This window comes from Pseudomonas sp. BAV 4579 (assembly GCF_009765395.1).
In the GTDB taxonomy this organism is placed as follows: domain Bacteria; phylum Pseudomonadota; class Gammaproteobacteria; order Pseudomonadales; family Pseudomonadaceae; genus Chryseomonas; species Chryseomonas aestiva.
In genome coordinates this window covers 1-23,035 of the sequence record NZ_WHOV01000067.1, presented here as the reverse complement: position 1 = coordinate 23,035, position 23,035 = coordinate 1, and the positions used below count along the sequence as shown (strand labels likewise).

At 67.2% G+C, this 23,035-nt stretch carries 20 protein-coding genes; 6 read left to right on the top strand and 14 right to left on the bottom strand.

The annotated features are described in order from the left end of the window. Positions 1-151 precede the first annotated feature (151 nt). The 9 genes from GSQ95_RS14605 to GSQ95_RS14565 all read right to left on the bottom strand — a co-directional run bounded on the left by GSQ95_RS14605 (position 152) and on the right by GSQ95_RS14565 (position 9,270). Positions 152-718, bottom strand: coding sequence for an NUDIX hydrolase (locus tag GSQ95_RS14605; RefSeq protein WP_158896932.1), 567 nt, complete (start codon positions 716-718; stop codon positions 152-154). 67 nt (positions 719-785) lie between these two features. Next, complete coding sequence (locus tag GSQ95_RS14600) at positions 786-1,598, bottom strand: IclR family transcriptional regulator (RefSeq protein WP_158896933.1); 813 nt, start codon at positions 1,596-1,598, stop codon at positions 786-788. Continuing rightward, positions 1,595-2,284: a sarcosine oxidase gene (locus tag GSQ95_RS14595; RefSeq protein ID WP_256664589.1), complete on the bottom strand. Its 690-nt coding sequence runs from the start codon at positions 2,282-2,284 to the stop codon at positions 1,595-1,597. The genes GSQ95_RS14600 and GSQ95_RS14595 overlap by 4 nt, the downstream gene beginning before the upstream one ends. Beyond that, entirely contained in the window at positions 2,275-5,184 is a 2,910-nt protein-coding gene (locus GSQ95_RS14590; protein WP_158896934.1) for a 2Fe-2S iron-sulfur cluster-binding protein, read from the bottom strand. Before GSQ95_RS14590 ends, GSQ95_RS14595 begins: the two co-directional genes overlap by 10 nt. After that, positions 5,181-5,477, bottom strand: a complete 297-nt coding sequence (locus GSQ95_RS14585; RefSeq protein WP_158896935.1) for a sarcosine oxidase subunit delta — start codon at positions 5,475-5,477, stop codon at positions 5,181-5,183. The genes GSQ95_RS14590 and GSQ95_RS14585 overlap by 4 nt, the downstream gene beginning before the upstream one ends. Before the next feature lie 9 nt (positions 5,478-5,486). Next, positions 5,487-6,728 (bottom strand): FAD-dependent oxidoreductase, encoded by a 1,242-nt coding sequence (locus GSQ95_RS14580; protein ID WP_158896936.1) that lies wholly within the window; start codon positions 6,726-6,728, stop codon positions 5,487-5,489. A gap of 13 nt (positions 6,729-6,741) precedes the next feature. Continuing rightward, entirely contained in the window at positions 6,742-7,614 is an 873-nt protein-coding gene (locus GSQ95_RS14575) for a bifunctional 5,10-methylenetetrahydrofolate dehydrogenase/5,10-methenyltetrahydrofolate cyclohydrolase (protein WP_158896937.1), read from the bottom strand. After that, positions 7,611-8,474 (bottom strand): formyltetrahydrofolate deformylase, encoded by an 864-nt coding sequence (purU, locus tag GSQ95_RS14570; protein ID WP_158896938.1) that lies wholly within the window; start codon positions 8,472-8,474, stop codon positions 7,611-7,613. The genes GSQ95_RS14575 and purU overlap by 4 nt, the downstream gene beginning before the upstream one ends. Before the next feature lie 196 nt (positions 8,475-8,670). Then, entirely contained in the window at positions 8,671-9,270 is a 600-nt protein-coding gene (locus GSQ95_RS14565) for a helix-turn-helix domain-containing protein (protein ID WP_158896939.1), read from the bottom strand. Positions 9,271-9,545: 275 nt separating this feature from the next. Between GSQ95_RS14565 and glnT the strand changes: the two genes are divergently transcribed. From glnT to GSQ95_RS14540, 5 genes are all read left to right on the top strand, one after another. After that, positions 9,546-10,880 (top strand): type III glutamate--ammonia ligase, encoded by a 1,335-nt coding sequence (gene glnT, locus GSQ95_RS14560; protein WP_158896940.1) that lies wholly within the window; start codon positions 9,546-9,548, stop codon positions 10,878-10,880. Between the two features lie 69 nt (positions 10,881-10,949). Then, positions 10,950-11,855 (top strand): glutamine amidotransferase family protein, encoded by a 906-nt coding sequence (locus GSQ95_RS14555; protein WP_158896941.1) that lies wholly within the window; start codon positions 10,950-10,952, stop codon positions 11,853-11,855. A 12-nt stretch (positions 11,856-11,867) separates the two neighbouring features. Further along, complete coding sequence (locus GSQ95_RS14550; protein ID WP_158896942.1) at positions 11,868-12,551, top strand: protein glxC; 684 nt, start codon at positions 11,868-11,870, stop codon at positions 12,549-12,551. 18 nt (positions 12,552-12,569) lie between these two features. Beyond that, a complete protein-coding gene (locus tag GSQ95_RS14545) occupies positions 12,570-13,895 on the top strand; it encodes an FMN-binding glutamate synthase family protein (protein ID WP_158896943.1) in 1,326 nt (441 codons plus the stop codon). A gap of 222 nt (positions 13,896-14,117) precedes the next feature. Further along, on the top strand, positions 14,118-15,431 hold the full coding sequence (locus GSQ95_RS14540; RefSeq protein WP_158896944.1) for an ammonium transporter: 1,314 nt from the start codon (positions 14,118-14,120) through the stop codon (positions 15,429-15,431). Positions 15,432-15,576: 145 nt separating this feature from the next. Here GSQ95_RS14540 and aldA read toward each other — a convergent pair whose 3' ends face one another. From aldA to GSQ95_RS14515, 5 genes are read right to left on the bottom strand one after another with little or no spacing between them, the layout of a single operon-like run. Next, a complete protein-coding gene (gene aldA, locus GSQ95_RS14535; RefSeq protein ID WP_158896945.1) occupies positions 15,577-17,010 on the bottom strand; it encodes an aldehyde dehydrogenase in 1,434 nt (477 codons plus the stop codon). A gap of 13 nt (positions 17,011-17,023) precedes the next feature. Next, positions 17,024-17,824 (bottom strand): aldolase/citrate lyase family protein, encoded by an 801-nt coding sequence (locus tag GSQ95_RS14530; protein ID WP_158896946.1) that lies wholly within the window; start codon positions 17,822-17,824, stop codon positions 17,024-17,026. Positions 17,825-17,844: 20 nt separating this feature from the next. Continuing rightward, the gene (locus GSQ95_RS14525) at positions 17,845-19,179 is read right to left on the bottom strand and encodes an MFS transporter (RefSeq protein ID WP_158896947.1); all 1,335 of its coding nucleotides are present in this window, start codon (positions 19,177-19,179) and stop codon (positions 17,845-17,847) included. A gap of 21 nt (positions 19,180-19,200) precedes the next feature. Continuing rightward, positions 19,201-20,385 (bottom strand): L-rhamnonate dehydratase, encoded by a 1,185-nt coding sequence (rhmD, locus tag GSQ95_RS14520; RefSeq protein ID WP_158896948.1) that lies wholly within the window; start codon positions 20,383-20,385, stop codon positions 19,201-19,203. Positions 20,386-20,397: 12 nt separating this feature from the next. After that, positions 20,398-21,696: an MFS transporter gene (locus GSQ95_RS14515; protein WP_158896949.1), complete on the bottom strand. Its 1,299-nt coding sequence runs from the start codon at positions 21,694-21,696 to the stop codon at positions 20,398-20,400. Between the two features lie 178 nt (positions 21,697-21,874). On the opposite strand from GSQ95_RS14515, the gene GSQ95_RS14510 reads away from it, so the two are divergent. Then, on the top strand, positions 21,875-22,822 hold the full coding sequence (locus tag GSQ95_RS14510) for a LysR family transcriptional regulator (protein ID WP_158896950.1): 948 nt from the start codon (positions 21,875-21,877) through the stop codon (positions 22,820-22,822). Positions 22,823-23,035: the final 213 nt, after the last annotated feature.

Below are 23,035 nucleotides of genomic sequence, written 5' to 3'. Positions count from 1 at the left end.
GTACGGCATCGAGGACTACCTGGAGATCAAGTACCTCTGCCTGGGGATCTGATCCCGTTCGTTAGGCTTCGCGGCGCTCAACTCAACCTGCGATCGAGGTAGGCTGGGTTGAGCCGGCTTCATCGTCGAAGCCCAACAGCTCCCGGCACCATCAACCCAAGGGATGCAACTGCCCGGCCTCGGCCGTACCGAAATAGAGGCCATGCTGACCCTGCGCCTGCTCGTGCAGACGGCGCTCCAGGATCTGCTGGATCGAAGGATAGGCCAGTTCGGCCCAGGGCAGCTCGTCCGGGGCGAAGAAGCGGCGCTCCAGGGTCTCGACACCGGCGTCGGCGGCGATCTCGATCAATTCGGCGCGAAAGATCAGATAGACCTGATTGACCGTCGTGGCGTTGAAGATGGAATAGGGTGCCAATATTCGCGCCCGCACCCCGCTTTCTTCCCAGGTTTCGCGCAAGGCCGCCTGCTCGGCGCTCTCGCCGTTCTCCATGAAACCCGCGGGCAGGGTCCAGTAGCCAAGCCGCGGCTCGATGGCCCGGCGACAGAGCAGATAGCGGCCCTGATGCTCCACCAGGCATCCGGCAATCACCCGCGGATTGTCATAGAGCACATGGCCGCAGGCGGTGCACTGCAACCGTTCATGGCTATCGCCCGCAGGCTGGCCACGACGCAATTCGGCGCTGCCGCACTGGCAGCAGAAACGTGGGGAAGGGCTCATGCTGACCTCGGCCTGGTCACTGCTCTGATTATTCTGGTCTTACGGTATACCAGAACGCCTCGGCGGCCTAGTCGGAACGTCGGGCGTCAGCGTGGGGGCGGTGTCCCAGTTCGGTGGCGATCCGCGCGGCGGTCTCGGCCAGCAGGGCGCCGACCCATTCCCGCGTCGCGGCCGCATCCATCACGGCATCGGGGCCGGAGACGTTCAGCGCCGCCACCAGTTGGTCGCGATGATCGTGGATGCCGGTGGCGATGGCGGTGGAGTAGTCGGAGCGGTGCAGGACCCAACCCTGGCGGCGGTCTTGCTCGACCAGGCGCAACAGCTCCGGCAGGGTACGGGGCGCGGGCGGTGGCTGGTCATCCAGCCGCTCGTGCTGGTAGAGGGCGCTCAGGGCCTCGGCGTCGAGGCCGCTGAGCAGCACTCGGCCCAGAGCGGTACGGGTGCAGGGTAGCCGGGTGCCCACCGGGACGTTTACCGTCAGCCGCTGGCTGGCCATGGCGCGGTAGAGATAGACCACTTCCGTGCGATCGCGGACGCCCAGATGGCAGGACAGCGAGGTGACGTCGCGCAGCCGCTCCATATGGGGCTGGGCGATGTCCACCAGGTCGCGGCTGGCCAGGTAGGCGAAGCCCTGGCTGACCACCTTGATGCCCAGGCCGTATCCGGTCTTGGACTGACGCTCCAGATAGCCCAGCTCGGTGAGGGTCATGACGATGCGGTAGACCGACGAGGTCGAGCCGCCGAGACCCTCGGCGATCTCCTGCAGGGTCAGCAGGCGGCGCTTCGCGTCGAACAGTTCCAGGACCCTCAGGCCACGCAGCAGGGCGGGCACTCGATAGTCGCCATCGGCCTCGACCGCTGTCGCCTCGACGACGGTCATGGGATGCCCGCCGCGAGCAGCACCGCGACGCCCAGCGCACCGCCGTCGAACTCTTCCAGCGCATCGAGCAGCACGTGCCAGAGGTAATGGGCGCTGGCGCGGTCGCAGAGCAGGTGGACATGCGGCAGCGTACCGTCGCCGGCATTGAGCAGGATGGCGTTGAGTCTGGCTACCGAGGTCTGCACCACCTGGCCGGCCGCGAAGGGCTTGCCCAGGTCCACGCCACACAGTTTGGCGAACAGCGCGGGCAGCTGGGACCCGGTGAGGACCAGCCAGGCGTGGGAGTCCTGGCGCGGCAGCGGGTAGCAGCCGGGGCCGGATTTGGCAGCAGCCGCTTCCAGGGCGGCAACCCGGGCCCCGCCGTCGCCCAGGGCGCCGAGCAGCAGGTATTCGCTCGGCGACAGCCGCAGCAGCCATTCCCCGGTCGCCTGGCGCAGTGCCAGATTGGGACGTCCCGGCAGGAGGTAACCCTGGCCCTGCAGATGGCCGGCGGCGGTCGGGCCGCGCAGGCCGAAGCGCGGCAGATTGCTCAGGTCGGCCAGGCCACCGCGGCGGAGCAGCGCCGCCTCGTCGCCACCACTCAGACGCTCGGCAAAGATCCGTCCCTGATGCTGCAGTACGGGTGTATCGAGCTGCAATTCGACCAGCGGACTGCGTTCGTCGCACTCCATGGGATTCAGCGGCATGCTCCCACCTCCTGGCGTTGGGCTTGGGGATCGTAGAAGGGCAGGCGTGCCACCGTGGCCTGGACGATCTCACCTCCTTCGACGCGGATCGGCAGGGACATGCCGGGCTCGGCCTGATCGGGGGCGGCATAGGCCAGGCCGAGGATGCAGCCCAGGGTGGGGGAGAATTCGCAGGAGGTGACGTTGCCCGCGATGTCATCACCCTGTAGCACCAGGTGGCCTTCCAGCGGCTGGCTGGCGATCGCCGGCAGGGTGAAGCCCACCAGCTTGCGCCGCAGCGGCTGGCTTTCGAGGATCTCGATGGACTTCTGGCCGACGAAGAAGGGCTTCTGGCGACCGATGGCCCAGCCCATGTCGATTTCGGCGGGGTGGGTCATGCCATCGGTGTCCTGGCCGATGATCACATGGCCCTTCTCCAGCCGCAGCAGGCGCTGGGCCTCGACGCCGAAGGGGCGGATACTGAAGCGGGTCCCTGCTGTCATCAGGGCATCCCAGAGGCGCTCGCCGAAGCGTGCGGGCACATGGATTTCATAGCCCAGTTCGCCGACGAAACCGACCCGCAACAGCCGCGCGGGAATCCCGGCGACCCGGCCCTCGCGCACGGCGAGGTAGGGGAAGGCCTGGGGCGTCAGGTCCAGTTCGGGGCACAGCTCGCACAGCACCTCCCGGGAGCGCGGACCGGCCAGGTTCACGGCGGCAAAGGCGGCGCTGACGTTGGCGATGTCCACGTCCAGCCGCCACTGGGCGTTCCATTTGAGCAGGCTGCGGTAGACGCGGTCGACGCCGCTGGTGGTCGCCGAGACGTAGAAGTGCTGCTCGCCCAGGCGCGCGGCCACGCCGTCGTCGATCACCACGCCGTCTTCGGCGGTCATCAGGGCGTAGCGGGTACGTCCCACCGGTAGCTTGCGAAAGCCAAAGGTGTAGACCCGTTCCAGCAGCTCGGCGGCATCGGGGCCGCGCACCTCGAGGCCGCCCAGGGTGGAGACGTCGATCAGGCCCACGCCCTCGCGGACCTTGCGGACCTCGGCCTGGATGCAACGCTGGCGTTCGCTGGCCGGACCGTAGAAGGCCGGCCGTTGCCAGACACCCGCCGGCATCAGGCTGGCCCCCAGTTCCAGGTGGCGCCTGTGCATGGCCGTGCGCCGATAGGGATCTAAGGCACGCCCGGCGACGTGGGCGAGCTTTTCCGCGGTGAAGGGCGGCCGGGCGGTGGTCACCCCGGTATCGCTGACGCTGCGTGCGGTGGCGGCAGCCACCAGGCGCGCGGTGGGCAGCGCCGAATGGCGACCCTGGGACGGGCCCATGCCAACGGTGGAGAAGCGCTTGACCAACTGGACGTCGCGATAGCCGTGGCGGGTCGCATTGATGATGTCGGCGATCTGCAGATCCTCGTCGAAGTCGACGAACTCCTTGCCCTGGGGGTGGGCGAACATTGGCCAGGGAAAGTTGACCTGATGGTCGTCGGCCTGGGTCTGCTCGGTGGCGAGCGGGGCGAGATCCAGTTCGGCCAGGGCGCGGGCCGCGGCGGCGCGACCGTCAGCCAGCACCCGCTCCAGCGCATGGCGGCCATTGACCGAGCCGGCCAGGTGCAGGCCCCGCGGCAGGTTGCCGAGGCTGAAGGCGGCCTGGTCGTCGATGTAGCTCAAGGTGCCGCCGGCCTGGCAGGCCAGCTGGTAGACCGGCATGTAGCCGGCTGACATGCACAGCAGGTCGCAATCCAGGGTCAGGCCCGCGGGGCCGACCTGGCCCTGGCCGACGATGGGACGGACATCGACTCGCGCCAGCTGGCGGCCAGCGGCATCGGCGTGGGCCTCGTACACCGTATGGCCCAGGTGTACGGGAATGCCGCGTGCGCTTACCGCCTGCTGCAACTGGGCATCCCGCGGCGCCGCGCGCAGATCGAGCAGCGCGGCGACGGTGACCCCCTGCTCCTGCAGGTCGAGGGCCGCCAGATAGCCGTCGTCGTTGCCGGCCAGGACCACGGCGCGCCGGCCCGGTCGCACGCCATAGAGCCGCATCAGGCGCTGGGCGGCACTGGTCAGCAGGATGCCGGGCAGGTCGTTGTTGCGGAAGATCACCGGCTGGTCGAAGGCGCCACTGGCGAGGACGGTCTGCCGCGCCCTGACCTTGAACATCCGGTTGCCCTGGATGACCGGCAGATAGTGATCGGCGAACCAGCCGTTGCACACGGCGGACTCCAGGACCCGGATGCGTGGCTCGGCACGCACCGCGGCCACCAGCTCTTCCCGTAGCCCTTCACCTTGGCCGGCATCGAGGCCGAAGCGGCTCCAGGCCAGGGCGCCGCCAAGCAGCGGCTGCTGTTCGACGAGCAGCACCTCGGCGCCCCCCTGGGCGGCGGCCAGCGCTGCGCAGAGGCCAGCGGGACCGGCGCCGATCACCGCCACGTCGCAGAACAGATAGGCCTTGTCGTGATAGGTGGGGACGAAGGTCAGGTCGAGCACGCCGAGGCCGGCCTTCTTCCGGATCAGCGGCTCCCAGCGTTTCCAAATGCCCTTGGGCTTGTAGAAGGCCCGATAGTAGAAGCCCACCGGCATGAACCTGGAGAAGGTGCCGAGCAGGGCGTTGCGGTCGCGCTCGAGGCTGCCGCTGACGTTCTGCGCCGTGGCGCTCAAACCTTCGCGCAGCGGCAGTTCATCCGCCAGCACATTGGGTTCGTCCGGCAACTGCACCAGGGTGTTGGCGTCCTGGCCAGCCAGGGTCAGGGGCCCGCGGGGGCGGTGGTATTTGAAGGAACGCGACAGCAACCAGTGACCCTCGCCGAGCAGGGCGCTGGCCAGGGTATCGCCGGCATAGGCCTGGTAGCTCTGACCTTCGAAGCTGAAAGCGAGGGGACGGTTGCGATCGATCAGCAGCCCCATGGGGGCCGGCAGGCGGGTCATGGGCGCACCTCCGCAACGGTGAAGTCGACACGCTGGATGAATAGTTCGCGGGGGTCGAAGGTGCGCAGCACCTCGTCGGTGCCGGTGTGGCGTTCGGCCAGGAACCAGTAGCTGGAGGCATTGTGCAGCCACCATTCGGTGACCACGCCGCGGCGGTTCTCGCAGTTGAAGACGTAGTCGGCCCACTCGGCGGTGCTGCAGGCCTTGGGATCGGGCATGGCCTTGAGTTCGCCGCCGTAGGTGAATTCGCTGATGTTGCGCGGCCCGTTGAGCGGGCAGGTGAGGATCTTCATGACAGCTCCTTAGTGGCTGGCCGCGGTGGCGCCCATCTCGTTGACCTGCTGGAAGCGGCTGAACCGGTCGAGACCGAAGGGGGCGATGAGCTCGGGCACCCGCCCGCCGCTGGCCACCAGTTCGGCCATGGTCTTGCCGCAGATGGGCGTGGCCTTGAAGCCCCAGGTGCCCCAGCCGGCGTCCAGGTAGTAGCCGCTGATGGGCGACAGGCCCATCAGCGGGCTGTAGTCCGGGGTCATGTCGGTCATCCCGGCCCATTGGCGCATCAGCTTGGCGTTGGCCATGAAGGGAAACATCTCGATGGCGTGGGCCAGCAGGCTTTCCTTGAGCTCCAGGGTCGAGCGGGTGTGATACAGCGGATAGGGATCCGAGCCGCCGCCGAAGACGATCTCGCCGCGGCTGGTCTGCTGCACGTAGCAGTGCAGGGCGCTGGAACTCACCAGGGGGTCGAGGAAGGGCTTGAACGGCTGGGTAACCATGGCCTGCAAGGGATAGGTGTGCAGCGGAGCGCGGATGCCCAGCTTGTTCATCAGCAGCGAACTGGTACCGGCCACCGCCTGTACCGCGCAGCCGCAGCGCACTGTGCCGCGGCTGGTCTTGAGGGCGGCAATTCTATTGTTCTCCACCACGAAGTCCTGCACCTCGGTCAGCTGGTGGATCTCCACACCGTGCTTGGCCGCCTGCTTGGCATAGCCCCAGGCCACGGCGTCGTGGCGGGCGGTGCCGCCATCCATGTGCCACAGCCCGGCCAGGACCGGCAGGTGGCCCGGATCGAGGTTGAGGCAGGGCACCAGTTCGCGGATCTGCTGGCGGTCGATCAGCTCGGTGCGTCCACCGAAGTGCTTGTTGACCTCGGCGCGCTGGCGGAAGGCGCGCACCGTGGCGTCGGTGTGCGCCAGGGTCAGCTGACCGCGCTCGGAATACATGATGTTGAAGTCGAATTCGTTGGACAGCTCCTTGAACAGCCGCACCGACTCGATATAGAACTTCACCCCTTCGCTGGTGAGGTAGTTGGAGCGGATCACCGCGGTGTTGCGCGCGGTGTTGCCGCCGCCCAGGTAGGCCTTCTCCAGCACCGCGACATTGGTGATGCCGTGGTACTTGGCCAGGTAGTAGGCGGTGGCCAGACCGTGGCCACCGCCCCCGATGATGACCACGTCGTAGCTGGACTTGAGTTCCTTGGGCGGGGGCAGGTCGACCTCAACCGGATAGTCGGCGGACAGGCCGTATTTCAACAGGCTGAAAGGCATGGTGGACTCCCGGTCAGGTCGTGACGGCGTGGGGATGCTGGCGCTGGGCGGCGCTCAGGGTGTTGTGCAGGAGCAGGGCGATGGTCATGGGCCCGACCCCGCCCGGCACCGGGGTGAGGGCGCCGGCGATCTCCGCCACCGCCGGGCCGACATCGCCTACCAGCCGGGCGCCGCCGGCGTGCTCCACGCGATTGATGCCGACGTCGATGACCACCGCGCCGGGCTTGACCCAGTCCGCGGTGACCAGGCCGGGCTGGCCGGCCGCGGCCACCAGGATGTCGGCCTGGCGGCACAGCGCGGCGGCGTCGCGGCTGCGCGAATGCACCAGGGTCACCGTGCAGTGCGCCTGCAACAGTAGGGCCGCCATGGGCTTGCCGACGATGTTGGAGCGGCCGACCACCACCGCATGGCGTCCGCTGAGATCACCCAGCTGGTCCTGCAGCAGCCGCAGGCAGCCCGCCGGGGTGCAGGGCACCAGGCTGGGTTGGCCAAGGGCCAGGGCGCCGACGTTCTCGCGGTGGAAACCATCGACGTCCTTGTCAGGGTGGAGCGCCTGGATCACCGCCGCCTCGTCGATCTGCGGCGGCAATGGCAGTTGCACCAGGATGCCGTGCACTTCCGGGTCGGCGTTGAGGGCGGCGATCAGGGCGAGCAGCTCGATCTGCTCGAGATCCGCCGGCAACTCATGGCTGAGCGAGCGGATGCCCACCTCGGCGGCGCGGCGGAGCTTGTTGCGCACATACACCTGGCTAGCCGGATCGCTGCCCACCAGGATGACCGCCAGGGCCGGCTGGATACCCCGCGCGCGCAGCTCGGCCACGTCCCGCTCGACCCCTTGCAGCAGGCGGGCAGCGGCGCCCTTGCCGTCGATCAGCCGGGCGCTCATCGAAACACCACCACGCGATTGCCGTTGAGGAACAGCCGCCGCTCGATGTGGTACTTCACCGCCTTGTACAGGGCAACGGTCTCGGTATCCCGGCCGATGGCGACCAGATCATCGGGGCGATAGCCATGGTCGACGCGTTGCACCTCCTGCTCGATGATCGGGCCTTCGTCGAGATCCGAGGTCACGTAGTGGGCGGTGGCCCCGATCAGCTTGACGCCGCGCTCGAAGGCCTGGTGGTAGGGCTTGGCGCCCTTGAAGCCGGGCAGGAAGGAGTGGTGGATGTTGATGGCGCGCCCGGCCAGTTCCTGACAGAGCTCGTCCGAGAGGATTTGCATGTAGCGCGCCAGCACCACCAGCTCGGTCCCGGTCTCCGCCACCAGGCGCAGCAGTTCGAGTTCCTGCTGGCGCTTGCTGTCCCTGGTCACCGGCAGGTAGACGAAGCGGATGCCTTCCCGCTCGGCCATGGGCCGCAGATCCAGGTGATTGGAGACGATGGCGGTGATCTCCATCGGCAACTCGCCCTTCTGGTGGCGATAGAGCAGGTCCGCAAGGCAGTGATCGAACCTGCTCACCATCAGCAGCACCCGCGTGGGGCGGGCGGTGCTGTACAGCTCCCACTGCATGGCGAAGTCGGCCGCGACTGCGGCGAAGCCGTCGCGCAGCGCCTCGATGCCGCTACTGGCGCCCGGGTTGAAGCGGAACACCGTGCGCATGAAGAAGCGCTCGGTGAAATCGTCATCGAATTGCGCCATCTCGGCGATGTAGCAGTCGTTGCGGGCGAGATAGGTGCTGACGGCAGCCACGATGCCCGAGGTGGCCGGGCAGCTGACATTGAGGATGTAGGTGGGCAAGGTTTCCATGTGCGCGTCCGGATTTCACCAGTGGAGGAAGATTTCGCTGCGGCGTTATTTCCTGTTGGGAATATAAAATTCACGGATGCTGTTATAGGGCAAGCGCAAGCGCTCGTCCAGAGTCGAGTAATAAAAATTTACTGCCAGTTATAAGTTGGTCTTTTTTACCGGCGAAATCCCCTTTCACCGGCGAGACAGGCGCGCCTCAGTCGTCCTTGAAGGTCATGATCGACAGCAGCTTGATCGGCACCTGGTTCAATCGCTCCGGGCCGTGGGGGATGTCGCTGTCAAAGCTCAGGCTATCGCCCGGGCCCATTTCATAGAGGTGGTTGCCATGGCGATAGACCAGGCTGCCTTCGAGCAGGTGGATGAACTCGGTACCGGGATGGGAAAAGGTGGGGAATTCCTCGCTGGCATCATCCATGGAGACCAGATAGGCCTCCAGGCTCTTCTTCGGCCCGCGGGAGTGGTTGAGCAGGTGATAGGTGTGTCCCTTGTCGGTCCCCCGGCGCACCACCTCGAGACCTTCGCCCGCCTTGACCAGCAGGGCATCGCGTTCCTGCTGGTCGTACTGGCTGAACAGCCGCGACAGCGGCAGGCCCAGGGTGTCGCACAGCCGGCCGAGGGTTTCCAGGCTGGTGGAGACCTGGGCGTTCTCGATCTTGCTCAGCATGCCCTGGCTGATACCGGCCATGCGCGCCACCTCGGCGGTCTTCAGGCCCTGATCCTGGCGCTGGCGACGAATCTGGATGCCTATGTACTGCTCGATCTTCAGGCGTGGCTCACGACTTGGGGATTCTTGCATCATTTTAGTTTTGGGAATAAAAAATTCGCACAAGTAAAGTGCAGAGAGGGGGGCGGATACGCGTGGGCGTCCGATGTGGCTCCCATCATGCCGGAAAAAATCCCCGCGGGCTGCTGCCGGGATTTTCCTTGGGATCCGCAGGGTTAACTCGCTGACGGGAAGGTTCTGGCATAGCGGTCGGCGAAGCGGACGCGACTTGGCAAAGTCTTTGCTTTCCTGTTGGGAAGAATAAATTCCCAATGGGAATATAGTGGATCTTAGCTAAGGAGCCCGTCATGTTGCCCAGCGAAACCCAGCATCTCATCGACCAGCACGGTATCCGCTACGTGCTGGCCCAGTTCGTCGACATCCATGGTTCCGCCAAGACCAAGTCCGTGCCGGTGGCCGGCCTCGCCGCCGTGGCGGAGGAGGGCGCGGGTTTCGCCGGTTTCGCCATCTGCGGCATGGGCATGGAGCCCCACGGTCCCGACTTCATGGCCCGTGGCGATCTCTCCACCCTGATCCCGGTACCCTGGCAGGCCGGCTACGGGCGGGTGGTGTGCATCGGTCATGTCAACGGCAAGCCCCATCCCTATGACAGCCGCTACGTGCTGCAGCGCCAGGTAGCTCGCCTTGGCGACCGCGGCTGGAGCCTGAACACCGGGCTGGAACCCGAGTTCTTCCTCATGCGCCGCGACGAGGTCGGCAAGTTGTCCCTGGTGGACGGCAGCGACACCCTGGACAAGCCCTGCTACGACTACAAGGGCCTGTCGCGCTCGCGGCTGTTTCTCGAAAAGCTCACCGAAGCCCTGCAGCCGGTGGGTTTCGACATCTATCAGATCGACCACGAAGACGCCAACGGCCAGTTCGAGATCAACTACACCTACAGCGAGGCGCTGGAGTCGGCGGATCGCTTCACCTTCTTCCGCATGGCCGCCGGCGAGATCGCCAACGAACTGGGCATGATCTGCTCCTTCATGCCCAAGCCCGATCCCAAGCGCGCTGGCAACGGCATGCATTTCCACCTGTCGCTGGCCAGCGCCACCAGCCGCAACCTCTTCCACGACGACAGCGATCCGCGTGGCATGGGCCTGTCGAAGCTGGCCTACCACTTCCTCGCCGGCCTGCTGGCCCACGGTCCGGCGCTGTGCGCCTTCGCCGCGCCCACCGTGAATTCCTACAAGCGCCTGGTGGTGGGCCGCTCGCTGTCCGGCGCCACCTGGGCGCCGTCCTTCATCGCCTACGGCGCCAACAACCGCTCGGCGATGGTGCGGGTGCCCTATGGCCGCCTGGAATTCCGCCTGCCCGACGCCGGCTGCAATCCTTATCTGGTCACCGCCGCCATCATCGCCGCCGGTCTCGACGGCATCGAGCGCGAACTGGACCCGGGCGCGCCCTGCAACGAGAACCTCTACAACCTGAGCCTCGAGGCCATCGCCGCGCGGGGGATCGAGACCCTGCCGCAGAGCCTCAAGGAGGCCTGCGACGCCCTGGACGCCGACCCGCTGTTCCGCGAGATGCTCGGCCCGGAAATCGTCGACGAATTCATCAAGCTGAAGCGCATGGAGTGGGTGGAATACAGCCGCCACGTCTCCGACTGGGAGATCCAGCGCTACACCGAATTCTTCTGATCGCCATCGCTTTATCGATCGTTCTTCGGGCGCCCCGGCGCGCCCCCTGCCTGCGAAGGAGTGACACCCATGTGTGGAATCGTTGGACTCTATCTGAAGAACCCGGCGCTGGAGGCCCAGCTTGGCAGCCTCTTTCTGCCCATGCTCGAAGCCATGACCGACCGCGGTCCGGACAGTGCCGGTTTTGCCATCTATGGGGACGAGGTGGCCGAGGGCTGGGTCAAGCTGACCCTGCAGGCCACCTCCGACGGCTATGACTTCGCCGCCCTGGTCACCGCGTTGCAGCAAAAACTTGATGCCGAGCTGGACTGGTTCCAGAACGCCAGCGCCATGGTGCTCAAGATCCAGGCGGCGGAAGCCGAAGTGCGCGCCGCCCTGGCCGAGTTGGCCTCGACGGTGCGCATCATGAGCGCCGGGCGCAGCATCGAAATCCTCAAGGGCATGGGCCTGCCCGAGCAGATCGCCAGCCGTTTCGGCCTGGCCGGGATGCAGGGCAGCCACATCATCGGCCACACCCGCATGGCCACCGAGAGCGCCGTGACCCTGGAAGGCAGCCATCCCTTTTCCACCGGCGCCGACCTCTGCCTGGTGCACAACGGCTCGCTGTCCAACCATTCGCGGCTGCGCCAGAACCTCAGGCGTGAGGGCATTGCCTTCGAGACCGAGAACGACACCGAGGTCGCCGCCGGTTACCTGACCTGGCGGCTGCGCGAGGGCGACAGCCTCAAGCAGGCACTGGACCGTTCTCTGGAGGATCTGGACGGCTTCTTCACCTTTGCCATCGGCACCCGCAACGGCTTCGCGGTGATCCGCGATCCCATCGCCTGCAAGCCGGCGATCCTCGCCGAAACCGACGACTACGTGGCCATGGCCTCCGAATACCAGGCGTTGTCGAGCCTGCCCGGCATCGAGCGGGCCAAGGTCTGGGAGCCGGCACCGGCCACCCTGTACGTCTGGGAACGCGAGTCGGCCTGAGGAGCAGCGCAGATGAAAACCTTCGATCTCACCCAAACCGCCGTGCGTGACCTCAACCAGGCCCTGCACGACGTCACCCAGACCGCTGCCGAGCGCGAGTGGGTGGTCACCCATCCCAATGGCGCCCACAACCTTGCCGTGGGCGTGAACGCCGCCGTATCCGTGGATATCAACGGGCACGCCGGCTACTACTGCGCGGGCATGAACCAGCATGCCGCCATTACCGTGCATGGCAACGTCGGCGTCGGCTGCGCGGAGAACATGATGTCCGGCGCGGTACGGGTCAAGGGCAGCGCCTCCCAGGCCGCCGGCGCCACCGCCCATGGTGGCCTGCTGGTCATCGAGGGCGACGCCGGCGCGCGCTGCGGTATTTCCATGAAGGGCGTCGACATCGTCGTCGGCGGCAGCATCGGCCACATGAGCTGCTTCATGGGCCAGGCCGGGCGCCTGGTGGTCTGCGGCGACGCCGGCGACGCCCTGGGCGATTCGCTGTACGAGACGCGTATCTATGTGAAAGGCCGCGTGGCCTCCCTGGGCTCGGACTGCATCGAGAAGGAGATGCGCGCCGAACACCTGGCCGAGTTGCAGCAACTGCTCGACACCGCCGGCTTCGCCGAGCGGGCCGCCGACTTCAAGCGCTACGGCTCCGCCCGCCAGCTCTACAACTTCAAGGTCGACAACGCCTCGGCCTATTGATCGCGCAGGAGAATCGCCATGACTGACCAGAACACCCCCGTGCTGCGCGAATCGGCCACCTTCGATCGCCTCACCATCCAGGAAATCCAGCGTGCCGCCGAGACCGGCATCTATGACATCCGCGGCGGCGGCACCAAGCGCAAGCTGCCGCATTTCGATGACCTGTTGCTGCTGGGCGCCAGCGTCTCGCGCTACCCGCTGGAGGGTTACCGTGAGAAGTGCGGGACCGACGTGGTGCTCGGCACCCGCTTTGCCAAGAAACCCATCCACCTGAAGATCCCGGTGACCATCGCCGGCATGAGCTTTGGCGCGCTCTCGGCCAATGCCAAGGAAGCCCTCGGCCGCGGTGCCAGCATCGCTGGCACCAGCACCACCACCGGCGACGGCGGCATGACCCCCGAGGAGCGTGGTCAGTCCCAGCACCTGGTCTATCAGTACCTGCCGTCGCGCTACGGCATGAATCCTGACGACCTGCGCAAGGCCGACGCCATCGAGATCGTCCTGGGGCAGGGCGCCAAACCTGGCGGTGGCGGCATGCTGCTGGGCATGAAGGTCACCGAGCGGGTGGCCGGCATGCGGACCCTGCCTATTGGCGTCGACCAGCGCAGCGCCTGTCGCCATCCCGATTGGACCGGTCCGGATGACCTGGCGATCAAGATCGCCGAGTTGCGTGAGATCACCGACTGGGAAAAGCCCATCTACGTGAAGATTGGCGCCAGTCGGCCTTATTACGACGTCAAGCTGGCGGTCAAGGCGGGCGCCGATGTGGTGGTGCTCGACGGCATGCAGGGCGGCACTGCGGCGACCCAGGAGGTGTTCATCGAGCACGTCGGCATCCCCATCCTGCCGGCCATTCCCCAGGCGGTGCAGGCGCTGCAGGAGATGGGCATGCACCGCAAGGTGCAGCTGATCGTCTCCGGGGGCATCCGCAATGGTGCCGACGTAGCCAAGGCCATGGCGCTGGGCGCTGACGCCGTGGCCATCGGCACCGCCGCCCTGATCGCCTTGGGCGACAACCATCCGCGGCTGGACGCCGAACTGCGCAAGCTCGGTTCGGCCGCCGGTTACTACGACGATTGGCAGAACGGTCGCGATCCGGCCGGCATCACCACCCAGGACCCGGAACTGGCCAGGCGCCTCGACCCGGTGGAGGGCGGGCGCCGCCTGGCCAACTACCTCCGGGTGCTGGTGCTGGAAGCCCAGACCATGGCCCGCGCCTGTGGCAAGTCGCACCTGCACAACCTCGACCCGGAAGACCTGGTCGCCCTCACCATCGAGGCCGCGGCCATGGCGCGGGTGCCGCTGGCGGGCACCCAATGGATCCCGGGACAAACCAGGTTCTAGTGGTGTGGTCGTTGCTTCATCAAGCGCAGTCATGGCGATTCGCCGTTGCGACCACGGCTAACATCTAATCGCGGCCAGGGGCCGCTCCTACGAAAGCCCTACCTGTAGGAGCGGCCGCATCGGCGGACCGCCATGGCCGCGATAGCGCGATACACCACGCCTCGCTTCGGCAGGCAGCAACACAAGACGTTCCCTTTCATCCCTCAGCGAAGGAAGCTCGACATGATCGGTAAAGGCAAGGCGGTTGCGGTTCTGGTGGCAGCCCTCGGGATGCCCGGTATGGCCCTGGCCCAGGAGGCCAGGCTCGACAGCGGCGACACGGCCTGGATGATGATCTCCAGCGTGCTGGTGCTGATGATGCTGGTCCCCGGCCTGGCGCTTTTCTATGGCGGCCTGGTGCGGTCGAAGAATCTGCTCTCGATCTTCACCCAGAGCTTTACCGTGGCCGGAGTCATAGGTGTGCTCTGGGTGGTCTATGGCTACAGTCTGTTCGCCGACACCACCGGCATGGTGGCTGGCGAGTTCAATCTCCATAGCCTGATCGGCGGCTTCAAGCACTGGATGCTGCTCGATGTGGTGCGTGAGAGCCTGGTGGGCAGCATTCCGGAAAGCGTCTTCGCCACCTTCCAGATGACCTTCGCGCTGATCACCCCGATGATCATCGCCGGCTCCTTCGCCGAGCGCATGAAATTCAGCGCCGCCGTGCTGTTCTGTGCACTCTGGTTCACCTTCTGCTACCTGCCCCTGGCGCACATGGCCTGGAGCGGGCCGGGTGGCCTGCTTTATGACTGGGGCATCCTCGAATTCGCCGGTGGCACCGTGGTGCACATCAATTCCGGTGTCGCCGGGCTGGTGGCCTGTGTGATGCTCGGTCGGCGTCAGGGTTACAGCCTCCAGGCCATGCCGCCGCACAACCTGGGCTTCGCTCTGACCGGCGCGGCCCTGCTCTGGGTCGGCTGGTTCGGCTTCAACGTCGGCTCTGCGGTGGCCGCCAGCGCCAGCGCCGGCATGGCCATGCTCACCACCCAGATCGCCGCCTGTGCCGGCATCCTCGGCTGGCTCGCGGTGGAGTGGCTGCGCACCGGCAAGGCCAGCGCCCTCGGTGTCGCCTCCGGCGCCCTGGCCGGCCTGATCGCCATCACCCCGGCCTGCGGCTTCGTCGGTCCGGCCGGGGCCCTCACCATGGGCCTGCTGACCGGCGCTGTCTGCTACGTGGCGGTGGTCTATCTCAAGCGCACCTTCGGTTACGACGATGCACTGGATGCCTTTGGCCTGCACGGCATCGGCGGCATCGTCGGCTCGCTGCTGACGGGCGTCTTCGCCAGCAAGAGCCTGGGCGGCTACCAGGACATCGCCATCGCCAGCCAGGTGCTGATCCAGCTCAAGAGCGTCCTCTTCACCGTGGTCTTCTGCGGGGTCATGACCTTCGTGCTGCTCTGCGTCACCCGGGTCCTGACCCGCGGCCTGCGCGTTTGCGAGCAGACCGAAGCCCAGGGCCTGGACCTCTTCCAGCATGGCGAGAAAGCCTACGGCTGAGGCGGCACCGCGCGGCGCGCTAGCCATCGCTGCGGTGGCTGGTTCCGCTCAGCCCTGGGCCCGCGCCTGGTCTTGGGTTGCGCCTGTTTCGACCCGCGTTCGCCCGCGAACATTCGAGCGCAGCGGTTAGACCAGGTAGCCAGTCTCAGCCCTGCAGATAGACCACCTGGGTATGGGTGTACTCATAGAGGCCGTGCTTGCCATCGGCGCCGCCGATGCCGGACTTGCGCACCCCGGCGTGGTAGCCCTGCATGGCCTCGAAGTTTTCCCGGCTGATGTAGGTCTCGCCGAAGTCGATCTCGCGCATGGCGTGCATGGCCTTGCCCAGGCTGCGGGTATAGACGGAGGAGGTGAGGCCGTATTCGCAGTCGTTGGCCAGGGCGATGGCCTCGTCGAGATCATCCACCACCTGGATCGGCAGCACCGGGCCGAAGATTTCTTCGCGCATGATCGGCATGTCCGCGCGACAGTCCGCCAGCACCGTAGGCTGGAAGTGGAAGCCGCGACCCAGGTCGGCGCGACGGCCACCGGTGACCAGACGGGCGCCCTGGCCGAGGGCGACGTCGACCTTGGCCGCCACCTTGTCCAGGCCAGCGGCGTTGATCAGCGGTCCCATCTCCACGCCGGTGTCGGCCTGGGGGTCGCCATAGCGGGTGGCGGCCATGGCGCGGCCAATGCGCTCGATGAAGTCCTCGGCCACCGCGCGTTCCACATAGACCCGCTCGGCGCAGTTGCACACCTGGCCGGTGTTGATGATGCGCGAGTCACGGATCGCCCGGACCGCCAGGTCCAGGTCGGCATCGGCCAGGACGATGGCCGGCGCCTTGCCGCCCAGCTCCAGGTTGAGCTTGGTCAGATTCGGCGCGGCAGCGGCCATGATCCGCGAGCCGGTGCCGACGCTGCCGGTAAAGCTGACCATGTCGATGCCGGCATGGGCACTGAGCTGGCCCCCCACGGCGCCGGCGCCGCCGACCAGGTTGAAGACCCCGGGCGGCAAGTCGGTCTCGGCTACCAGGCGGGCGAATTCATGGGCATTGATCGGGGTTTCCTCGCTGGGTTTGATGACGATGGTGTTGCCGGTGATCAGCGCCGGTGCCAGCTTGCGGGCGATCAGGAAGAAGGGGAAGTTCCAGGGCAGGATGCCGGCCACCACGCCCAGTGGCTTGCGCAGCAGGAAGATCTGCTCGTGGGGTCGGTCGCTGGTGATGATCTCGCCTTCGATGCGCCTTGCCCACTCGGCCATGTAGTCGAGGTAGTCGGCGGTGAAATTGACCTCCACCTCGGCCAGGCCGCGGATCTTGCCCTGTTCGGCGACCAGGGTCTGGGCCAGCCGCGGCGCCTGCTCGCGCAGCTTGGCGGCGATGCGCCGCAGATAGCCGGCGCGCTCGATGGCCGGTTTGCGGGCCCAGGGCTTCTGGGCGCGGCGGGCGGCGGCGATGGCCCGGTCGACGTCCTCGCGACTGGACGCCGGTACCCGGGCCAGGGCCTCGCCGGTGGCCGGGTTATGGACGAGAAAGTCCTCGGCGGCCGGCAGGAAGCGGCCATCGATGTAGTTCTGGTAGAGGGGCAGATCGGCCATGGCGGTCTCCGGGTCAATAGGTGCGAGAGGGCGCCTGGGGCGCTTCAAGGGGGCGATAGCGGGCCAGGTTGGCCAGCGCCGCCTGGCGGAACAGGCTGATGTCGATGCCAACGGCAACGAACTGGCAACCCCAGTCGCGATAGCGCCGGGCATCGTCTTCCTGGGGCGCCAGGATCCCGGCCACCTTGCCAGCCGCGCGGGTGGCATCGATGGCGGCGCGGATACGTGTCTGCACCTCGGGATGGCCCGGATTGCCGGCATGGCCGAGGCCGCTGGAGAGGTCGGCCGGGCCGACGAAGACGGCGTCCACGCCCTCCACGGCGGCGATCTCGGCGACGTTATCGCTGCCCAGCCGCGATTCCACCTGGACGATCAGGCACAGCTCGGTGTGAGCGTTGTGCAGGTAGTCGGGTACCCCGTCCCAGCGGGTGGCGCGGGCCAGGCCGCCGCCGACGCCGCGGATGCCGTGGGGGGGATAGCGCATGGCGCGCACCAGGGCGCGGGCCTGGTCGGCGGTCCCCACCATGGGCACCATCAGCGTCTGCACGCCGATGTCCAGCAACTGCTTAATCAGCACCGCATCGCCGGTCACGCAGCGCACCACCGGCGCCGTGGAATAGGGCGCCACCGCCTGCAACTGGGCGAGGATGCTCGGCACCGTGTTGGGGGCGTGCTCGCCGTCGATCAGCAGCCAATCGTAGCCGGTGCTCGCGGCGATCTCGGCGGCGTAGCCGGTGGCGAAGCCGGCCCAGAGGCCGTAGAGGGTGTCGCTGCCCGTGAGGCGGGCCTTGAAGGGATTGCGCGGCAGATCCATGACGGTTGTCTCCGGGGGAGTCAGGAAGGGGTGTCCGGCAGGCGCACCAGCAGCCCATAGCTCAGGGCGCCGGCCACCGCGACCGCGGCGGCGATGCCGAGGGCGAGGCCGAAGGAGCCGGTCTGCTGGACGATCATGCCGGTGATGACCGGGGCGAAGGCGCCGCCGAAGTAGCCACCGAAGTTCTGGATGCTGGCCAGCGAGGCCACCTGGTGCGAGGGCACCGCGACGCTGACCAGCGACCAGGTGCCGGCCACTGCCACGTTGAGGCTGAACAGTGCCAGGCTGAAGCAAAGGATGACGCTGCCGATGCCGGTCACCTCGGCGCTGCACAGGGCGAACAGCCCGGCCGCCGCCAGACCGCCGCAGATCGGCAGCTTGCGGCTGAAGGCCAGGCTGCGCCCGCTGCGGGTCAGGCGATCCACCAGCAGGCCACCACCGATCACGCCACAGGCGCCGGCCAGGAACGGCAGGCTGGCGACCCAGCCGGCCTGGGACAGGGACAGGTGGTGGACCCGTTCCAGGTAGGCCGGCAGCCAGGTCAGGAACAGCGACAGCATGTAGATGATGCCCACGTAGCCGATCACCACGCCCCAGGTCAGGCGGCGGCGGAACAACCCCAGCCAGTCGGCGAAGGTCAGGCGCTGGCCGGCGTCCCGGGGTGGCAGGCCGGCATCCAGGTGCGCCCGCTCCGCGGCGTCCAGCACCACCTGCACCCGGTCGCGATAGCTCAGGTACCAGAGCGCCGCGACGGCAACACCGAGCACCCCCATGGCGATGAACATCTGCCGCCAGCCCAGCCACAGCAGTAGCGCAGTGAGGATCGGCTGGGAGATCGCCGGCCCCAGCGAGGACGACAGGTTGAAGATGCCGGAAGGCAGGCCGCGCTCGCGCACGTTGAACCACTCGCTGACCACCTTGGCGCCGGCCGGGAATTGCGGCGCCTCGCCGATGCCCAGGCCGACACGGGCGAGGATCATCAGGTGCAGGCTGCTGAGCAGCCCGAGCACGCCCTGGGCGAGCGACCAGAGGCAGATGCCCAGGCCCAGGGTCAGACGCGCGCCGAAGCGATCCAGTAGACCGCCGATGGGCAACTGGGCGAAGGCATAGGCCCAGGCGAAGGCCGACAGCAGCAGGCCCATCTCGGTCGGCGTATAGCCCAGCTCGCCGCTGATGGTCTGGTTGGCGATGGCCAGGGTGCTGCGGTCGAGGTAGTTGACGAAGCCGGCCAGTACCAGCAGCGCCAGGGCGATCACCTGGATCCGCTTGAGGCGAGCGCTCTTGGGTGGCAGCGGCGTCGCCGCGGGGCGCGCATCCGGTACCGGTGCTGCCAGGGTGTTGTGGGTCGCTTTCATCCAGCCCTCCTGAGCAACGCCTCAGTGGCGATAGGGACGTTCCAGGGCGCACTCCGGATTGAGGCGCACGCCGAAGCCGGGCCGATCCAGCGCCGAGGCGCGCATGCGGCCCCGCACCGGGACGGGTTCGTCGAGCAACTGCGGATGGAACATGGGCACCACCTCGTCGGCCTTGGGCGCCATCATCAGGAACTCGGCGAAGGGACTGTTGGTGCGGGTGATGACGAAGTGGTAGCTGTAGACCGAGGAGCCATGGGGCACCACCAGGGCGTTGTGGGCATCGGCCAGCGCCGAGATGCGGATCAGCTCGGTGAGGCCGCCGCACCAGCCGACGTCCGGTTGCAGGATGTCGCAGCAACCCATCTCCAGCAGCAGGCGGAAGCCCCAGCGAGTGGCCTCGTGCTCGCCGGTGGTGACCAGCATGCCCTTCGGCACGTTGCGTTTGAGTTCGGCATAGCCCCAGTAGTCATCCGGCGGCAGCGCCTCCTCGATCCACTTGAGGCCGTACTGCTGGGCGCCCTGGGCCAGGCGGGTGGCGTAGTTGAGGTCCAGGCTCATCCAGCAGTCGAGCATCAGCCAGAAGTCGTCGCCGACCCGCTCGCGCATGGTCGCCAAGGCTTCCAAATTCTTGCGCAGGCCTTCCTCGCCCTCGGCCGGGCCGTGTTGCAGCGGCAGCTTGCCGCCAATGAAGCCCATCTCCTTGGCCAGGTCCGGCCGGGCGCCGGTGGCGTAGAACTGCAATTCGTCACGCACGGCGCCGCCGAGCAGCTGGTGCACCGGTTCCTGGCGCAGCTTGCCGAGCAGGTCCCAGAGCGCCAGATCCACCCCGGAAATGGTGTTGAGCACGATGCCCTTGCGGCCGTAATAGAGGGTGGAGAGGTACATCTGGTCCCAGATCTTTTCCAGGTCGGTGACCTTGGCGCCCTCCAGGAAGCGCGCCAGGTGCCGCTCGACGATGAAGGCACCCAGCTCGCCGCCGGTGGTGACGGCGAAGCCCACGGTGCCGTCGCTGGCCTCGACTTCCACCACCAGGGTGCCTAGCACATTGATGCCGAAGCTGCGGCGGCTCTGGCGATATTCCGGGTACTTGGCCATGGGCGTGGCGATGTGGTCGTCGATCCAGTGGCCGTCGCCCTGGTCGTGATAGTCGGCGCCACCGCCGCGAAGGGTGTAGGCGCGCACCTGCTTGATGGTGGGTAGGGTCATGGCAAAGCTCCCTTAATGACTGGGCGTGAGCTGGGGTTGGGGATCGGCCTGGTCGCGGCGGCGCAGGCCCAGGATCAGGGCGGCGGCCACCAGGGTGGTGCCGGCGAGCAGATAGAGGCCGGCGCCGGGGTGGGCGAAGGTCACCTCGGCCCAGCGCTTGGCCAGGGGCGCGATGAAGCCGCCGATGGCGCCACAGGTATTGATCAGGGCGATGCCGCCCGCGGCGGCGCTGCCGCGCAACTGGTCGGACGGAAAGGTCCAGAACAGCGGCTGCACCGCGATGAAGCCGGCGGCGGCGAAGCACAGGGCGAGCAGCGCATAGAGCGGCGAGAAGGTCACCGAGGCGGCGATGCCCAGACCGGAAATGGCCAGGGTGGCGGCGGCGGTGCAACGGCGTTCGCCGGTGCGATCCGACCAGCTGGGGATCAGCCAGGCGGCGAGCAGGGCGCAGACCCAGGGAATCGCCGAGACCAGGCTGACCAGCAGCCCGACCTTCTGCCCGAGCAGCCCGGCCACCTGGGTCGGCAGGTAGAAGACCACGCCATAGACGCTGGCCTGGATCAGCAGGTAGATGCTGCACAGCAGCAGGATGCGCGGCTGCCCGAGCAGGCGCAGCAGTCCGCCCTGGTGTGGCTTGGCGGCGTCCTCGGCGTCCAGCGCCTGTTGCAGCGCCTGCTTTTCCGCATCGCTCAGCCAGCGGGCATCGCGCGGTCGGTTGTCCAGGTAGAACCAGGCCCAGACACCGACCAGGCTGGCCAGCACCCCTTCGACCAGGAACATCCACTGCCAGCCGTGCAGCCCGCCGAAGCCGTCGAATTCCAGCAGCAGGCCCGACAGCGGACTGCCGAAGATGAAGGCCAGGGGCGCGCCGAAGTAGAAGAAGCCCAGTGCCCGGGCGCGGTAGCGCGAGGGGAACCAGTAGGTGAGGTAGAGGATGACGCCGGGGAAGAAGCCGGCTTCGGCCACCCCGAGCAGGAAGCGCAGCACATAGAAGGCCGTCGCCGTGTGGGCGAACATCATCGCGGCGGAGATCAAGCCCCAGCTCACCATGATCCGGCACATCCACAACCGGGCACCGACGCGGTGCATGATCAGATTGCTGGGAATCTCGAGAAAGGCGTAGCCGACGAAGAAGACCCCGGCGCCAAAGGCGAAGGCCGCGTCGGAGATGCCGGTATCGGCCTGGAAGGCGACCTTGGCGAAACCCACGTTGGCCCGGTCGAGAAAGGCCATGACGTACATCAGTAGCAGGAAGGGCAGCAGGCGCCGGGTGACCTTGGCGACCAGCCCCGGTGACAGGGTGGTGTGCATGGCGATCTCTCTTGTTGTTGTGATTCGGCCACGGCTCAAGGTAGTCGCAGTTGCAATGCCTGGATAATCGCTTTTTGTTTAGGACCGATACCCTTAAGGTATCGGTATGCCTCACCCGCCTGGCCAGAGCCGTCGAGCCCGGCTGGATGCCTCCGCTCGCGCCTCCAGGATGCTGCCGATGAACGCTTCCCCCCATGCCCGTGCGCTGTTCGGTCGGCTGCGCTACAAGCACCTGCTGATGCTGGTGACCCTGGCCGGGACCTGCAATCTGCACCGCGCCGCCGAAGCCCTGCACATGTCGCAGCCGGCCACCACGCGGATGCTGCAGGACGTCGAGGAAGCCTTTGGCTGCGTGCTGTTCGAGCGTCAGGCGCGGGGCCTGACGCCCACGGCGCTGGGCGTGGAGATCATCGAATTCGCCCGCCGTGCCCTCAATGGCCTGGATCGCTGCGCCGAAGACCTCGATGCGCGCCGCGCCGGCGGCTATGGGCATCTGGCGGTGGGGGCCATCATGGGCGCCTTACCCGATCTGGTGGTGCGCGCCATCGCCGCGAGCAAGGCGCGCCAGCCCGGCCTGCAGTTGCGCATCCTCGGCGATACCAGCGACCAGCTCACCGAACTGCTGGAGCAGGAGCGGATCGATGTGGCCATCGCCCGTTTCACCCAGCCGGCCGATCTCGGTCGCTTCACCTTCGAGCCGCTGGGCAACGAGCACCTGGCGGTAGTGGTGCGCACTGGACATCCCCTGGCCGGACGCGTCGTGCCGGATCTGGCCGAACTGGTCGAGGACTGGCCCTGGATCCTGCAGCCGGAAGCCAGTCCGGCGCGGGTCGCGCTGGAGGGGGCCTTTGTCCGGCACTCGCTACCGCCGCCCGCGGACATCATCGAGTGTGGCTCGGTGTTCGCCATGCTGCAGCTGGTGCAGATCACCGACGCCATCCTGGTGCTGACCGAGGCGGTGGTGCGCGATCACCTGCGCACTGGGCTGCTGGTCCCGCTCGACCTGGAAATCACCGAACCCCTGACGCCCTTCGGGATCCTGCTGCGCACCGGTCAGGTACCCAGCGCGGCGCTGGAGGGCTTTCTCGGCCTGCTCAGACGCCAGGCCGCGGGGACCGCCGCCTGAGCGCCGCCTGGCCTGCGCCACCGCCCCGGCCCAGTGAGAAATATTTTCGCTGCCCCTGTTGTTTCTTCCCTGATAAATCAGTATCTTAGCGGCCGCTGGTGCAGAGAACCCCGCTGAACAGGTTCTCGGTAAGTGCCAGCCGGATGCCGCAAGGCTTCCATGCGCAGCGGTAGTTCAGTCGGTTAGAATACCGGCCTGTCACGCCGGGGGTCG